13 protein-coding genes are annotated in these 16,108 nt (G+C 56.3%); 5 read left to right on the top strand and 8 right to left on the bottom strand.

Translation table 11 applies throughout. The annotated features are described in order from the left end of the window. Nucleotides 1-95 precede the first annotated feature (95 nt). From ubiE to ACZ5AL_RS11965, 4 genes are all read left to right on the top strand, one after another. On the top strand, nucleotides 96-899 hold the full coding sequence (ubiE, locus tag ACZ5AL_RS11980) for a bifunctional demethylmenaquinone methyltransferase/2-methoxy-6-polyprenyl-1,4-benzoquinol methylase UbiE (RefSeq protein ID WP_464510639.1): 804 nt from the start codon (nucleotides 96-98) through the stop codon (nucleotides 897-899). Beyond that, nucleotides 892-1,752 (top strand): 50S ribosomal protein L11 methyltransferase, encoded by an 861-nt coding sequence (gene prmA / locus ACZ5AL_RS11975; protein ID WP_464510638.1) that lies wholly within the window; start codon nucleotides 892-894, stop codon nucleotides 1,750-1,752. Before ubiE ends, prmA begins: the two co-directional genes overlap by 8 nt. A 98-nt stretch (nucleotides 1,753-1,850) precedes the next feature. Next, nucleotides 1,851-2,969, top strand: coding sequence for an Mrp/NBP35 family ATP-binding protein (locus ACZ5AL_RS11970; RefSeq protein WP_464510637.1), 1,119 nt, complete (start codon nucleotides 1,851-1,853; stop codon nucleotides 2,967-2,969). 105 nt (nucleotides 2,970-3,074) lie between these two features. After that, nucleotides 3,075-3,368, top strand: coding sequence for a NifU family protein (locus tag ACZ5AL_RS11965; RefSeq protein WP_464510636.1), 294 nt, complete (start codon nucleotides 3,075-3,077; stop codon nucleotides 3,366-3,368). Nucleotides 3,369-3,480: 112 nt separating this feature from the next. On the opposite strand, the gene ACZ5AL_RS11960 is transcribed toward ACZ5AL_RS11965, so the two are convergent. From ACZ5AL_RS11960 to ACZ5AL_RS11945, 4 genes are read right to left on the bottom strand one after another with little or no spacing between them, the layout of a single operon-like run. Further along, nucleotides 3,481-4,683: a M20 metallopeptidase family protein gene (locus tag ACZ5AL_RS11960; protein ID WP_464510634.1), complete on the bottom strand. Its 1,203-nt coding sequence runs from the start codon at nucleotides 4,681-4,683 to the stop codon at nucleotides 3,481-3,483. A gap of 37 nt (nucleotides 4,684-4,720) precedes the next feature. Beyond that, nucleotides 4,721-6,499, bottom strand: coding sequence for a M28 family peptidase (locus ACZ5AL_RS11955; protein WP_464510633.1), 1,779 nt, complete (start codon nucleotides 6,497-6,499; stop codon nucleotides 4,721-4,723). Between the two features lie 15 nt (nucleotides 6,500-6,514). Beyond that, nucleotides 6,515-7,714, bottom strand: a complete 1,200-nt coding sequence (locus ACZ5AL_RS11950; protein ID WP_464510632.1) for a Wzz/FepE/Etk N-terminal domain-containing protein — start codon at nucleotides 7,712-7,714, stop codon at nucleotides 6,515-6,517. Nucleotides 7,715-7,768: 54 nt separating this feature from the next. Beyond that, nucleotides 7,769-10,816 (bottom strand): SLBB domain-containing protein, encoded by a 3,048-nt coding sequence (locus tag ACZ5AL_RS11945; RefSeq protein WP_464510630.1) that lies wholly within the window; start codon nucleotides 10,814-10,816, stop codon nucleotides 7,769-7,771. A gap of 361 nt (nucleotides 10,817-11,177) precedes the next feature. Here ACZ5AL_RS11945 and ACZ5AL_RS11940 point away from each other — a divergent pair, with 361 nt between their 5' ends. Continuing rightward, complete coding sequence (locus tag ACZ5AL_RS11940; RefSeq protein ID WP_464510629.1) at nucleotides 11,178-12,128, top strand: aspartate carbamoyltransferase catalytic subunit; 951 nt, start codon at nucleotides 11,178-11,180, stop codon at nucleotides 12,126-12,128. Here the strand turns inward: ACZ5AL_RS11940 and ACZ5AL_RS11935 are convergent. From ACZ5AL_RS11935 to ACZ5AL_RS11920, 4 genes are all read right to left on the bottom strand, one after another. Continuing rightward, complete coding sequence (locus ACZ5AL_RS11935) at nucleotides 12,113-12,718, bottom strand: class I SAM-dependent methyltransferase (RefSeq protein WP_464510628.1); 606 nt, start codon at nucleotides 12,716-12,718, stop codon at nucleotides 12,113-12,115. The genes ACZ5AL_RS11940 and ACZ5AL_RS11935 overlap by 16 nt on opposite strands. A 6-nt stretch (nucleotides 12,719-12,724) precedes the next feature. Continuing rightward, on the bottom strand, nucleotides 12,725-14,290 hold the full coding sequence (locus ACZ5AL_RS11930) for a S41 family peptidase (RefSeq protein ID WP_464510627.1): 1,566 nt from the start codon (nucleotides 14,288-14,290) through the stop codon (nucleotides 12,725-12,727). 216 nt (nucleotides 14,291-14,506) lie between these two features. After that, nucleotides 14,507-15,373: a twin-arginine translocase subunit TatC gene (gene tatC / locus ACZ5AL_RS11925; protein WP_464510625.1), complete on the bottom strand. Its 867-nt coding sequence runs from the start codon at nucleotides 15,371-15,373 to the stop codon at nucleotides 14,507-14,509. Between the two features lie 12 nt (nucleotides 15,374-15,385). Further along, nucleotides 15,386-15,985: an orotate phosphoribosyltransferase gene (locus ACZ5AL_RS11920; RefSeq protein WP_464510624.1), complete on the bottom strand. Its 600-nt coding sequence runs from the start codon at nucleotides 15,983-15,985 to the stop codon at nucleotides 15,386-15,388. Nucleotides 15,986-16,108: the final 123 nt, after the last annotated feature.

Genomic DNA, 16,108 nt, shown 5'->3' with positions numbered 1-16,108 from the left:
GGGGACTCCATCGTGGAACGGCGGTGTAACAACATGCATGCAGCAGACCACCCAACGCATGCGTAGGGCACTTCTAGATCTACTCTACGTTGTGTATGCCTACTGCCTGCCGCTATCCCCGGTTTATCCTTTTACGTGCCGCTTTACAGCGGTTTATTCCTATGCCTACGCATCCCCCAGTTGGAGAAGTTGAAGGAAAGCGCGAGCACATCGAAGCGATGTTCGATGCCATTGCACCGCGCTACGACCTGCTGAATCGAATCTTAAGCCTGGGCATCGACCAGTACTGGCGCCACCGTGCCATCGATTTGCTGCGTCCAGAACGGATCACGCACTTGATGGATATGGCTACAGGAACTGCGGACCTGGCTATTATGGCAGAGCAAGAGTTGCATCCTCGCACGGTTGTGGGCGTTGACATTTCGGCTGAGATGCTCCGGTTTGGCCAGCAAAAGCTGGATAAGCGTGGGCTTAGTCCCCGCATCTCTCTGGTGCAAGCCGATGCCGCCGATTTGCCATTTGGGGACAACGTATTCGATGCCGCTCTGGTCGCGTTTGGCGTGCGTAACTTTGAAGACCTACACGCCGGACTGCGCGACATGGGCCGCACGCTGCGTCCGGGCGGGGTGCTTGTGGTATTGGAGTTTAGTCAGCCTCGCGGCGCACTTATGGCGCCGCTGTACGACTGGTACTCACGCAACGTGCTCCCGCGGGTGGGCGGTACGCTCAGCCCCGATGCCGGGGCTTACCAGTACTTGCCCGATTCGGTAGCGGCTTTTCCCGACGGCTCCGACTTTCTGAAGCGTATGCACGATGCAGGCTATACCGACCTGCTCTGGCAGCCGCTTACCTTTGGCATTGCTTCCCTTTATCGTGGACGAATCCCAACCAATGACTAACGATGCATCTACTGATACTCCAACGCTTGAAGTAGCCGTGACCAACACGGCGGAGCATCATGACGCTCTTACGGCGTTTTTTGAAGACTATGGCGCTCATGCCTTTTATCTGGATGGGGACACGCTTCGTGCCTATTTAAAGCCGGAACAGTGGTCGGAGGAAAAAGAGGCGGCCCTTCGCCGCTGGCTCGATACGCATGCGCCCGATGCCACCCTAAGCCACACACGTATTGCGCCACGCAACTGGAATGCCGAGTGGGAGGCCAGCATAACTCCCCAACACATTGGCCCATTTTTCGTGCGGCCTTCGTGGGCAGAAGAGGAGCCGCCGCCCGAGGCGCAGGAAATTATCATTGATCCCAAAATGAGCTTTGGCACGGGCTACCATCCGTCCACGCGGCTGGTGCTTGAACTCCTCCCCGAGCTTCCATGCAACGATGCACGCGTGCTCGACGCGGGCACCGGCACGGGGATTTTGGCTATTGCTGCGTGCTTACAGGGCGCCCGCCACGTAGATGCGTTTGATATTGATACCTGGGCTGCTGAGAATGCGACCGAAAACATAGCCATAAATAACGTGGCCGACCGTGTACGCGTTATGCATGGGTCGATTGCGGATACGCCTGCAACGCCGGTAGACATTGTGCTGGCCAACATTCATCGTTCGGTGTTGGTAGATCTGATGCCCCGGTTTGCTGAGCGACTGGTGCCAGGGGGGCACTGCATCTGCTCAGGATGCTTACCCGAAGAGGGGCCCGCCATGCGTAAGGCTGCAACCGAAGCCGGGTTCATCGTGGCTCGCGAGCGCACCAGCCGCCCTTGGTGGGCCGTCCACTTTCAGTATGTTGATTGACCACCGGTTGAATACGGCTTGATCAGAGGAACACCATCCTCCGTATCAGGGTGCATCCCAACCCATCGTTTCTGCGAATCCACCCCGCATTGCTTGCTATGGCTCTTTCTCGTCAAGCTGTGTTGAATGCCTTGAAGCATGTCGTTGAGCCCGACCGCGATCAGAACATCGTGCGGCTCGATTTGGTGCGCAACCTTCAGGTTGAAGACAACCGCGTCTCGTTCACTGTTGTGTGTCCGGAACCGGGCACGCCCTTCGAAAAGCAAGTGGCGCGCGCCTGCCGCCAAGCGATCCACGACGAAATTGCCCCGTCGATAGAGGTAGATGTGGAGGTGGATGCCGAAATGATCTCGCTCGGCGACGAGATTGCCGTCGGCGATCAAAGCGGCGACAAGGAGCCCGAGAACAAGGGCGTGAAGAACACGATCGCCGTGGCCTCGGGCAAGGGCGGCGTGGGCAAGAGCACCGTGGCGGTGAATCTGGCGATCGCGCTCGCCGAGCAAGACTACAATGTTGCGCTGGTAGATACAGATATCTACGGCCCATCCATTCCGACGATGATGGGAATGCAGGGCAAAAAGCCGCGTGTGAACGACCAACGCAAGATCGAGCCGCTCGAAAAGCACGGTATCAAACTGCTGTCGATGGGGTTTATGGTGGATCCGGAGAAAGCCGTCATCTGGCGCGGGCCGATGGTCACGAAGGCTATCCGGCAGTTCCTGGGCGATGTGCACTGGGGCGAGGTCGACTATATGGTGCTCGACTTGCCTCCTGGAACGGGCGACATCCAGCTAACGATTGTGCAGACGATTCCGCTTACTGGGGCGGTGATTGTGTCTACGCCTCAAGACGTGGCGCTTGACGATGCGCGCAAAGGCGTGGCGATGTTTGATAATGTGGATGTGCCGGTACTGGGCATTATTGAGAACATGGCGTACTTTACTCCGCCAGATCTGCCTGATCGGAAGTACCATCTCTTTGGCAAGAATGGCGCGCAAAACTTAGCGCGTGAGCTGGACGTGCCGTTCTTAGGAGAAATCCCTATTGAGCAATCGGTTCGTGAGGGCGGTGATGAAGGGATGCCTGTGGTGCTTCGCAACCCCGACTCTATCTCATCGCAGGCGTTTACTCAGATTGCCGAACGTGCTGTAGAGCAAGTTGAAATTCGTAATGCCACGCAGGACCCTACCGAGAAGGTCGAGATCCTATATCGATAGGAACCAATACGACGTTGGTGGCGATTGATCTTTTCCGAGAGGCTTCCGTATAGTACCTACGCAGCCGTCCTGCTTCAACATTTACACTGTACTCCTTGCTGTCTTATGCCCGATTCAGGCGACTCATCCTCCAGCACGCAACCGGCCATTGATCCGGAGTTGCGTGATCAGATAGAGGAAGCTCTCGATACCATCCGTCCCTATCTCATGGCCGATGGCGGTTCCGTCCGACTCGTGAACGTCACCGACGATTACGTGGTCGAGTTGGAGCTTCTTGGGGCATGCGGCACCTGTCCGATGAGTACGATGACGCTCCGGGCGGGTATTGAGCAGGCCCTCAAGCGCTCCGTGCCAAAAGTGCAGCGCGTGGAAGCCATCAACGCGCCCTCTCCGGCTTAAAGCCACACCAGTTCCCTCTGCCTTATCACGACGCAACGCCCGCCCGGAATATCCACCGGAAGCGGGCGTTTTTTGTGTTGAGAGGAGATGTATTTGCACTGCGGCGGTTCGATTAGGAGTGATCAGCCCCGTATCGCCAGGCCAGATAGGCCATAAACCCGGCGCCTGTACGCAGGGCGTCTTCGTTGATGGTGAATCGCGACGTGTGCAGTCCGTGTGTTTCGTGGCCGGAGGCGCTGCCGGTGCCCAGCCGGTAGAAGCTGCCCGGGCATTCCTGCAGGTAGTACGCAAAGTCTTCGCCCGCATACCACTTCTCCAGGTTGATGGTGCGCTCGGCACCGACGTAATCCAGTGCAGCATTGCGGGCCAGTTCGGTTGGCGCTTCGTGATTGTACAGCGCCGGATAGCCGGTTTTTACGTCCACCGTAGCCGTAGCACCGTAGGCGCGAGCGGTTTGCGTGGCGATGCGCTCGATGAGTCCGTGGGCCTTTTGCCGCCATGCCTCATCCATCGCGCGGAAGGTGCCCTCAATCTGCACGGCATCGGGGAGCACATTGGTGGCGCCGTCGGCCTGCACGCGGCCCAGCGACAGTACGCTCGGCACATCCGGCGGACGATGACGGCTGTTTACGGATTGCAGTGCCGTAATCACGTGGGCCGCTGTTACGACGGCATCGCTCGACAGCTCGTGGGGGGCGGCTGCGTGGCCGCCCTCGCCGTGGATCGTGAGGTAGATCTCGTCGGCAGAGGCCATGTACATGCCGCTGTGCACGCCAATCGTACCCGCAGGCAGCTCGGGCGCGACGTGCTGCCCGTAGACGACCTCTGGGGCAGGGCTGTGCTCATCGTCGTCGAGCACGCCTTCTTCGATGAGAAATGGGGCTCCGCCCGGGAGGCGCTCCTCGCTCGGCTGAAAGCAGAGTCGGATCGCCCCGTGAATATCTTCGCGCATCCCACTGAGGATGTGGGCAGCGCCAAGCAGCATCGCCGTGTGGGCATCGTGTCCGCAGGCATGCATGGCGCCGTCGTTCTGAGAGGCGAAGTCCAGCCCCGTCTCCTCCTGGATAGGCAGCGCGTCCATATCCGCCCGCAAAAACACAGTAGGCCCGGGCTTATCGCCTTCAATGGTAGCCATCAGTCCCGTGTTGTAGAGCCCAGTGCGTACGGGTAAGTTAAGGGGACGCAGCGCGTTTGCGATAAACTCAGCGGTCTCCGTCTCTTCTGTAGAAAGCTCCGGATGTTGATGCAGAGCGCGTCGCCACGCAATGACATCGGCTTCGTAACGGCGGGCAGCAGCGTGAAAGTCGTCGAGCATAGCGATACGGTGTCGAGAAATACCTAAGAGCGGAGACTCAATGGAAGCCTTCTCCGGTTACAGCGGGACGGTCGTCTTGATTGGCCAGTTGCCAGGTGGTACCAAAGACTAAGCGTGTGCGCTCGGCCATGCGCTCGTAGTCGATCTTGTGGGCTTCGTCGCCTACGTCGTGATAGTCGTCGTGCAGTCCCGAGAAGTAGAAGATAAACGGGATGTTATGCTTGCCGAAGTTCCACTGATCGGAGCGGCGATAGAGCGCTTGCGGATCATTGGGATCGTTGTAGCGCTCATGCAAGGTGTAGTCGATACCGGTGAGTGCATTCGCTTCTCGGTTGATGGCATCCAGATCATCAGAAATTAAGTTGCCTCCAATGACGTATACGTAGTTGCTGTCGGGTAACTCGGGATACGACGGATCTACACGTCCAATCATGTCGAGGTTTAGATTGGCCACCGTTTGCTCCAGCGGATAAATGGGCTCCTCATCGGCGTAATAGGCCGAGCCAAGTAGTCCTTTCTCCTCGGCTGATACGTTCAAGAAGAGCAGGGAGCGGCGGGGGCCGTATCCATCATCTTTGGCAGCGCGAAAGGCTTCAGCGAGTGCGACTGTTGCGATGGTGCCCGATGCGTTATCGTCGGCGCCGTTGTTGATATAGTTGTCTTGCGGGCCGGTTGGCTCTAGCCCGATGTGGTCGTAATGCGAGGTAATGACAATCACCTCGTCTTTGAGATCGGGGTCGCTGCCCTCAATGTGGGCCACCACGTTGTCTGTAGGTTTGGCGTAGGGCGTGCGTTCAAGCCGGCTGTCTACCGTCACGTCGGGCACATCGAACACGACGGGAGATTCGGTGGCGAGCACCTCTTGCTGAATGGCCTCTACACTCTGATCGGCTTCGGCGAGGAGCGCATCGGCAAACTCGGTAGAAACCATGTAGACCGGGAAAGTGGAGCTGTCTTCTTCTTCGGTAAGCGACATTGAGCCCGGCTCGTTGTAATCGGCCAAGATACGAGCGCGCTCGGTAACATCGACCGCTTTCGGACCGATGTCGGCGACGATTAAGACGCCTGCTGCTGGTTCACCATCGCCAAATCTTCCTAGATCGCGTACGATCTGCAGCTTTCGGTTAAGCCCGTCGGTCCAGGTGCTGGGTTCATCGGTTCCGGTGAACAGGTGTGTACCATCGTCATGGACTGGGTCGCTACGCAAGAACATGAGCCAATCGCCATCCACGGTGAGACCGGCATCGTCAAGAGCATTGTAATCATTGAAGTTAGACTGACCGATACCGTATCCAGCAAAAATAAGCCCTCCCTCTTGTTCAGGAAGGGTACCCAACGGAAGGAAGGTGGTGCTTGTGTTTGGCAGGGTGGTGTCGTAGGTGCCGGTAGCGAGTGTATCAGTCTGCTGAGTAGCGGTGAGTGAGGCATGTGTGGTGCGTGTCCCATAGACCGTAAACTCTTGGAAGTAGGCCTCGGGAGCGCGTGGGTCCTCGGCCTCTACTGTACCTTTGGGGGCCACACCCATCTTGCGGTATTGCGAAGCCAGGTATTCAGCGGCTTTGTGTTGGCCCGGCATGGCGGTTTCGCGCCCCTCGAAGCGATCGGACGCCAGGTAATACATGCGCGCAGCCATCTCTTCAGGGTCAAGCAGCGCCTGGTATTCCTGGACCAGCTCAGGAGCCTCGCTCAATTCGGGTGGCTGGGTTGTTTCTGAATCGGTGTCAGCATCAACTGTGGCATCTGTGCCACCACATCCTGCCAGGAAGAGTCCGGCAACCAAGACGATAACGAGAGAGGAGGAATGGACCGTTCGCATGCGCTGGGTAAGTAGTTATTGCGTTGTATCGAGGGTTGAGGAGCGACCAAAAGGGTGGCGCAGCGCGTGTTTGATCTCGTCCAGCTTTGCGCGTTCTTCTTGGTCTTCTTGTTCTCCTAAGAAGGTTTTTACGAAGGCCCCTCCTACGCCAACCATACCGCCCAGTATAAGACTGAGTAATACAATAAGCGTGCGGCGGGGGGCACTGCGTTGTGAGGGCGGGCTAGGGGCTTCGAGCACGGTAATGACCGGCTGACTCCGCTGTAGTTCGATTTCAGCTTGGGTACGCTGGGCTTGAAGCTCACTAAACAGATCCGAAGCAAAGCGTACCTGGCGCTGCAGCCGCTCTTGTTCGGTACGCAAGCGTGCCGACCGAATGTCTCGGTTACGGTCGTTAAACACTGCAAGCTGTTCTTCAGCTTGTTGTAGTTCGTTCCGTGCCTCTTCGAAACGTTCGTCGATAAACTCGAGCGTTTGGCGTGCTTTTTCGGTGCGCATCGCCCGCACGCGTTCGCGGAGGTGGTCAAGGAAGCTTTCCGCGACCTCAGACGCCCGCACGGCATCAGCGTCCGTCACGCTAATCGACATAATGCCGGTTTCAATATCGGCGGTGGAGGAGACTTTATTGTCGATGTCTCTGATTGCATCTTCCTCGGCTTCGGTGAGGTAAATCCGTTCTCCTTCGTCGGTTTCAATGGGACGGGATACGTCATCATCTGAAGAAAACCAGCCGATGATTTGTCCCGGCAGCCCAATGGTGTAGCGTCGTAGAACCGAGAGCAGTCCGGCTTCTTGCTGTTCGTAATAGTCTACGAACGTCATCTGCTGCTCCATCTCAGGAAAGTAGAATGTGTCGCGAGCCACAGCCAGGCGGACTTCCCGGCTAGACACGATGTTAGGATAGGCTTCGGGTGTGAGGCCACTTGCGCCTCCGCCCACGCTAATTCCTAATCCGCGGAGTGCAGAGAGGCCACCTGGAATATTTTGACTGGCTGGCCCTTCCGCTTCACGCACAACTTGTGTGGAGGCGGTATACTCTTCCGAGGCAGCCAGGGCATAGACCACGCCAAACAGCGCAGCTCCTATAACGCAGGCAATGATAAAGCGCCGGTTTCGGGCGAGCACGACCAGAATGTCGAGCAATGAGATCTCTTCTTCGGCATAAGGCCGCGAAGGATCGGGATCAGGCTGATCGTTGGAAGGAGGAGCAGGCATGGCAGTTAGGGCGCTACAAGGTACTACGCATCAGAAAGAGACAAAGAAAGCCCGTTAGTCAAAGGCACGTCCGGCCAGCACGATGATGGTGAGCGCACTTGAAAGAATGCCTGTAATTTCGGTAAGTGTGCCTCCAAGATCGAAGGGCTCCTGTTCGCGTTCCGGTTCTTCGATGACGCGAATGGTGGCTCCGTCGTCAACGCGCGGGGTGCGACGAAACCAGCCTGTTCGGACCCGGAAGGTCGCCCCAGAAGCCTGAGTAAGAAGAATCGATTCGGTGTTTTCACGAGCGCCTCCAGCTCGGTCAAGATAGTACTCAACGCGGCGCCCAGACTCATATCGAATAAGGCCTTCGTTGGCGACATTACCGCGCACAGCAACGGTGTTCGGCTGGGTTGGGATGATGATTTCATCGCCAGGCTGCAAAATGATATCACGTGAGCGGCGTCCCGAGGCGGCTTCGTCAATATCGCTGATGATTTGTTCGTCATCGCGCATGATGCGTCCGCCCTTGGCATAGCCGGTGGATAGAATGCCGCCTGCTCGGTTCAAAACATCGCTCAGGCGCTCGTTTTCTCGGATTAAGGTGTATTCACCCGGAAAGCGGACTTCGCCTTCCACTGTAATGGACTCTTGAGGGCGGAATGCAGGGTCGGTGCGTACAAAAATGCGATCGCGGTGCTGGAGGTCAAACCCTGCAGCGCGTTCGAGGACGGCGGTCGTGTCCTCAATGGCAAAGCTGACCGGATCCGTATACTGTACGCCGCCGAGGGGAATTGTGAGGGTTTGGGCGCGTCGATCGCCTTCGCTGTCAGGGCGCATGCGTGTGATTTCAACTTCGCGGAGTAGAGCCCCTTCAGCGAAACCACCGGCCTGTAGGAGGGCATCTTTCAGTGTAAGGTTGTCGCGATACGTGAGGCGGCCAGCATCTTTAACGGAGCCGCTCACCTCTACAAACCGGTCTTCGAGCCGTTCAACGGAGGCACTGTAGATGCGTATTTCATCGCCGGGTTGCAGCGTGCGGTCGGCTTCGCCATTGCCGTCAATTGCGTCGCCGAGATGAAAGGGAATGACTTCTGTTCGGCTACCGTCAGGAGATTCCCGGAAGAGGTCAGCCCGCTCCATGAACACATCTTTGCGAAACTCCTCATCAAATAGCCCACCTCCTTCAAAAAGCAGGTCACGGATTGTCATATTGCGTCGCAAGCGATATGTGTCTGGGTTTTCAACCTGACCAGAGATCGTCACTTGTCGATCTTCTTGGACCTCTTCACGACTGGAGATAACGAGTTCATCGCCAGGGCGTAAAACGATGTTTTCGGTGGGCTCATCATCGAGAACAGCGTCGAGGTCAAGGGACCGGATCGCGGGTTCGAGGTCGTCGTCTACGCGGCGTAGTTCGGCCCGCGGGGTGTATGCATCGCCGGTGAGGCCATCAGCTGCTTCAATCAGATCTTTGACCGTTCGGATGTCATCGTCTAATTGATAGTCGCCCGGTTGGAAAACAGCCCCCGACACCTCAACTTGGTCAACACGCGTTGCGATAGCACGGTCGTCGATGTCGCGAATCGACCGGATGCGAACATAGTCGCCATCGCGCATGCCCACGGTGGTTCTGTCGGCGCGCACTTCGTTGAGGTTGAGGTTGATGAGTTCGCGTGCTACCGACGGGTCGTCGGCCCGTTCGTCGAAGGGAAGAATCCGGTTGATTGTAAACCGTTCAGTGTAAGCTTCTGCCTCAAGTCCCCCTGCAAAGCGTAGCAGGTCGGCAAACGATTCATCTTCCTGGAGTTCAAAAATAGCAGGGCGCTGCACGGCACCTTCGATGGAAACCGTATTTTCTCGCGGCGGCACAAATACGATATCGTTGCTTTGGAGCCGGACGGGGTCTTCCACATATCCTTGCATGAGGTATTCGTAGAAGTCTACTTCAGAGATGACTTCCCCGCTACGGATGATTTGCACGTTACGTAGACTTCCGCGCTTCAAGGGGCCTCCTACGCTATACAACGCATTAAAAGCATTGGAGAAGCTGCTCATGGTGTATCCGCCGGGTTGGGGGACTTCCCCAAGCACAAACACTTGGACCGGACGCAGTCGTGTAACTGTGAGGTCCATGAAGGCCGAAGGCGGATCGGTAGTGAGTTGCGAGTAACTGCGTGAGAGCCACTGTCTCATATCGTCCCGCAATTCCGAAAGCCGTTTTCCGGCTACGGTGAACTGTCCGACATCGGGGATATCAACCCGCCCTTCACGGTCTACGGTTAGTTCATACTGAAAGTCGGCATCGCCCCATACGGTAAGGCGCAACTCATCATTGGGGCCTACGATATAGCTGTCGTCAACCGGGCCAACCGATTGGGGTTGAAACGCTTCGGGAATAGAGTCGAACAGGTCATATCCGAAATGCTCAAGCTCTTCGACATCAGGCTCTTCAACGTCTTCATCAACAACCGCTACCGGCTCATCACTGATCTGTAAAACACGTCCTGTAGAAAGGGTAACGGTGGTATCAGATGTGGCGGTTTCAACAAAGAGCGACCACGTTCCTGCAGCGCTGTCAGCAGGCACAGTGATTGAGCCATTCCAGCGTCCGTCAAGTACGGATCCTTCTGTACGGCTTACATTGGCAACGCGGGCAGTGTCTCCGTTAGCCGTAACAAAAAATGGGGCGACGTCTTGAATGCTCTCTTCACTTTGCAGAGGCACCATTACGGATACCTCTTCAGGGAGGTCACCGACATACACTTCACTTGGGTCTAAGGTGGCACGTCCTGCTAACACCGGATACGGGGGGAGTTGCATAGCGTCTCGCTGTTGGCCGTTGCCTGGCGAACGTTGTTCAACGGCTTGGAGTAGGGCCTCAACGCGTGACTCTGGGATGCCTAGTTCGCGAGCCCGTCGGGCCGCTTGTTCGGGATCATCCAGATTGATGCCGAGCTCGCGGGCGCGCTGACGGGCTTCGGCCTCGGACAGCCCCCGCTCATCAAGTTCGCGCTGAATCTCAGAGGGGACTTCTTGCTGAGCAACAGCCGGAGAAATAGGCCCCACACTTCCAAAAAGAAATCCGACAACGAAAACCAGTGATGCTATGCGTGCCATGCCAAACAGAGTACAAATAGATACACGAATGAAGACGCATCAAGCAGCGCCCATGCAATAGTTGCGCTCGAAAACACATTTCGAGTCACCACAGTTGCAATCGCTAGCGAAAGGAAACGGCTTGTGCTACGGGTAACAAAACGAGGTGAGATGCTAAGATAGCCCACACACTTGTATACTGAAATACAACCACAGCCGCGCAAACGCGAACAAAAACCGGCTTTCGTGGACGAGTTAGCCTATTTTTCGTATGAGGACGAGGCGGACTGTGGTTTAAGAACCATCTCCTGATGCAACAGCAGCTCGGCTGTGTTCGTCTGCTGAAACGTACACCGTTCTGTTTATTGATGCATTACTGCAAATGGCTTCCTCTACCGTTCCGTTTCCTCGTCACCTTCTGGATCTATCGTCCTACTCATCCGAAGCCATACAGCAGATTCTAACGCGTTCTATCACATACAAGCGGGCGTTGGACCGCTCTCAGCCTATCGACCAGACCCTGAAAGAACGGACGGTGGCAACGCTTTTTTTTGAGCCGTCTACACGCACCAAGTTGTCGTTTCAACAAGCGATTCAGTATTTGGGCGGACGCCATCTGGGGTTTTCGGCAAAAGGGTCATCGGTAAGCAAAGGGGAGTCGTTAAAAGACACTGCCCAAACGCTTCAGGCGCTTCATGCAGATATGTTTGTGGTGCGCCATGCTGCGCCCGGAGCCGCTCAGTATCTGACGACATGCACTGATGCTGTGGTCATCAATGCGGGCGATGGAGCGCATGCCCACCCTACGCAAGCCCTACTTGATTTGTGTACCTTAGCTACTGTTTATCCGGATATCGCCGCATTGCATGTAGCGATCATTGGAGACATTCTGCATAGCCGGGTGGCTCGCTCAGTTATTCGTGGATTGCGTACGCTTGGAGCATCGGTAACGGTCTGTGGGCCCTCTCCACTCGTGCCATCGGCACTGGCATCGATGGGGGTTCGGGTAACGCATGCGCTTGATGAGGCGCTGCAGCAGTGCGATGTGGCTATGGCGCTGCGTATTCAACAAGAGCGACAGGATGGAGGGGCCGTGTCTAGTCTTGGAGCATACCATGCGCAGTTTGGCATCACCATGGAGCATATGAAGCGGTACCCGGACCTTCGCATCATGCACCCCGGTCCAGTGAATCGGGGGGTTGAGCTAGCGGCTGCAGTCGCTGACCACGAACGGACGCTGATGCGTGATCAAGTGGCCAATGGTATACCTACGCGTATGGCTGTGCTAGACGTGCTTGCCCACAACAGAACGTCCCGTCAGCGGTGGGCATAACCATAGCAATGCGGAGCAATGACAGGTAGGCGAAGGGTTGTCGTCTGCTGCTCTACACTGGTGAATCCGGCATGAGAGATGGTCTGGTCTATGCGCCGATTGGGATGACAGCCGTCGAAGCAGCGATGCCAGAGAGGGGTAACAGCGTGTTGGAGCGTGCAGGCGCAACTGTCGCGTGGTGCGGCAATGTGCTCAATAAAAATAAATCGGCCCCCTGGTCGCAGTATACGTCGTATTGCATCCAGTGCAGTGCGTACGGAAGGCACCGAGCATAAGACAAGCGTGCTAATGACTACATCTGCGCAGCGGTCAGGGAGCGGCGCCTCTTCGACCGAAGATTCCAGTACAGTGCCTGCAATACCCTGTGTATCCAATTGATGCTGAATCATGGGGTGCAGGTGAGGGTTGGGCTCCACCCCAATCCAGGTAAGACGACGATTTAGGTAGGCCAGATTGAGTCCTGTACCCGGGCCGATCTCAACTACAGTTCCTTCTATGTCCCTCAACAGCTTTGTTTTTAACGAACCGTACAGCCGGTGCTGAATGGCATCTACCGCACGCAAACCATGTGCAAAGGCGTATCCAGCCATGCGAGGTTATGGATTAAGAACGGTTATATATCGGCTTTCGTCGTTGATTAGCTGTACCGACTCTTGTACCATTTCGTCTTCCGCCAGCGTAGCGGCGTAGTATCCCCGCGATGTGAGATACCGAGTGCGCACCTCCGAGAGCAGACGACTTGTGAGCGCGTTGGCCTCGCGTTCAAACTGGCGTTGTATTGAGGCCGAGAGCGCATCGTGCAGTGCGTCTACGCTCGATTCTGCATCGGGATGGTTAATTGCGACCAGGGAATCTACTGTGTGAAGGGCAGATTGGGCTTCGGTTTCATAACGAATCTCCTCGGCATCAATCCACTCTTGAAAGCTGGTGAGTAGGGTCGCCGACTCCCATCCGTCACTGGGCGGACGCGGATATTCGTTGGCGATGTGGCTGGCAAATCGGAAAAAGGCCCCTTCTTCCTGCAACGCATTTTCGAGCGGCCCCATCCGTCCGTCATCTATTGGAATATCGGGCTCGATACCGTTTCGGTCACGAACCAGTCGGCCCGCCATTGTTTCGAATGTTTGCGAGGCCATTGTTTCCCGATCCATCAATGAGAGCGGCATCTCAGTCATTTGGATGCTTCGTCCGCTGGGCGTATAGTACCGGGCGGTGGTTACTTTCAGAGAGCCGCCATGAGGAAGGGAACGCACCACTTGCACCAGCCCTTTTCCAAATGTAGTGCGGCCTAACACCACACCACGATCATGATCTTGCACGGCGCCAGCTAAAATTTCGCTGGCCGAGGCACTGCGTTCATCGACCAGTAGAACCAGAGGTACCGAGGGGTAACGCGGCTGGTCGGTGCTGCGATATGTGCGGGATACATTGGAGGTGCGGCCCTGCGTAGACACAATGACGCTTCCGCGTTCAAGAAACAGCCCACCCACATCTACAGCAGCATCGAGCAGTCCTCCCGGATTGCCGCGCAAGTCCAGAACAAGCCCATTCAGCGGACGATTTTGTTGCAGGTCATCCACAGCGCGGCGCACCTCTGAGGCTGCCCGTTGCGTAAATCGCTCCAGGCGGATGTATCCCATGCCATTACGGGAGGCGCCAATAAAGCCCGAATACGGCACAGCCACCAATTCTACGGGGCCTCGTACAAGCGTAATTGTATCGGTGGTGCCATTGGAGCGTTCAAGGTCAATTGTGACGTTTGAGCCGGAGCTCCCCCGCAGTGCCGCCCGCACCTGGTTGACGGTCCAGTCATCGATAGGATCACCGTCGATGCGGAGCAAGATGTCGCCAATGGCGAGGTTGGCACGGTCGGCAGCAGTACCGTCAACGACCGACTCGACCACTACGTAGCGTCCACGCCGGTCTACTTCCAACCCAACCCCGATATAGCGCCCTTGGGTAAGTACTTCAACGGCCGCCCGCTCTGACTCATTGATGTAGTTGGTGTAGGGGTCGAGCTCATTGAGCATAGACTCAAGCCCCTTTTCCATGAGCTGCTCAGGGTCTACAGGGTCTACATACGTGTTGACAATTTCCTCGAAGGCAGCCGACCATACCTGAATGCTTTTGCGGACATCGGCATCCGTTTGAGTTTGCGCCATGCCAAACCCAAGGGTTGCTCCCAGTACGGCAGCAATCAGCCAGCCTAGCCATCTGGTCCTTGGTTTGGTTTGCTGCATGGTTGCCAGGGCAATGATGAATGTATTGGATGCTGCAATGAATGATGAAAAACCCGTTTTGGTTTTTCACGTTGGGCTCCGAGCGGCTCCACTGGGCTGCAAACCAGCTCCTAAGCAGGCATTTAAAGCTTGGGAGCTCTAAGCGAGCGCTTGTTGTTTTTTGCGTTGGCGACGTCGTACATATACTGAAACGCCGATCGATAGCTCGTAAAGCAGTAAAAGCGGAACAGCCATGATAATCTGGCTAAAGGGGTCGGGCGGTGTGAGCAGCGCGCCAATCACCAGCACGGCGAGCAGTGCGTACTTGCGATACGTGCGCATAAGTGCAGGCGTTAGGATGCCCACTTTAGAGAGAAAGTAAACGACGACGGGCAACTCAAACAGCAGGCCAGCCCCCAGTGCCCAGAACGATATCATGCTGAAATAGGTGATGATATCGAATTGGTTGACAACCTGTGGTGAGACCTCGTAGCTGGCAAAAAAGTGCAGAGCTACAGGCGTCAAAATCAGATAGCCAAACGCAATGCCCAGCAAGAAAAAGAACGTAGCTGCCCAAGATGCAAATTTCATACCCGAGCGTTCTTCTGGGTATAGCGCGGGCTCAATAAACTTCCACAAGTAGTAGACAATAATGGGAGATCCTGCTACCATCCCTACGACGAGGATCGTACCAATGTCGGCAAAAAACTGGCCGGTGATAGTCCGGTTGAGTAGTTGCAGTTCTTGGGCATCGAGGCGAAGCACCTCGTACATGAAAAAGTCGGGCCGTGTGGGGCCAATCAGAATCGTGTCAATGATCCAGCGGCTGAAGATAGCGGCCAGAATGGTGGTGCAGAGCACTCCAATGCCTCCTTTCAAGAGCGACCACCGGAGCTCTTCCAGGTGATCGAGGAAGGACATTACGCCTTCCTCATCAGGTTCAAAGCGCTCGTCCCGAGAGGGCGCGCCGTCGCCCTGTGCAGAGGACGATGGCGCATCGGTAGAACGGTATCGGGGGGCAGACATAGAGCGGGGAGGTTATGCTGAGTCGGAGCTGCCGGTGGCTTTGTCGCGCAGGTTCAGGTCGAGTAGCGAATCGACCCACAAGCCCTCGCGTTCAATCCGTGAACGGCCTCGGCTCCAGGTAAAGTTGAAAAGCGTAAGCAGCCCTTCGACCTCATACCCCGCCTCACGGAGTCGTTCGAGCGCCTGATCGGCGCTGCGTCCGCTGTTGATGATGTCGTCGAGCAGTACCACAGGTTTGTCTGCTTCAATTGGGCCTTCAACCAGGCGGCGGCGACCGTGTGGCTTGGGCTCCTCACGAATAAGACCGCCATAGAACGGCGGGTCGCCTGGTGTACCAACGACAGCACAAACCAGCGGATGGGCTCCAAATCCGTATCCAACCACCTGATGAATGTCTTTTTCGCGTAAGCGGCGTGCTAACACCGCCCCGACCTCTCGAAAGAGCGGACCGCTCAGCATGGGCACGCGTGTGTCTAGCAGCCACCCGATGGGTTGCCCCCGCGGGTCGGTAATGAGCTCATCCTCGCGGCGGATAAGCGCCTTATCGTACAACCGACGCCCTAGATCGACCAGTTCGTCATAGGCCGTTGGGCTTAGGGCGTTATGGTTCATAGAGGGCATGAAAACAGGGTGGGCGTGAAAAAGAAGAGACCGAAAGCCGACAGGGTAATTACGGGTAGAATAAACCGTTTATAGTAAGGGGGCGTTCCCCCTACTGTGCCGGGGATTCTGTAA

It is taken from the genome of Natronotalea proteinilytica, assembly GCF_055379935.1.
Note: the sequence above shows the minus strand (reverse complement) of the source record. Positions and strands in the feature narration are given on the sequence as shown.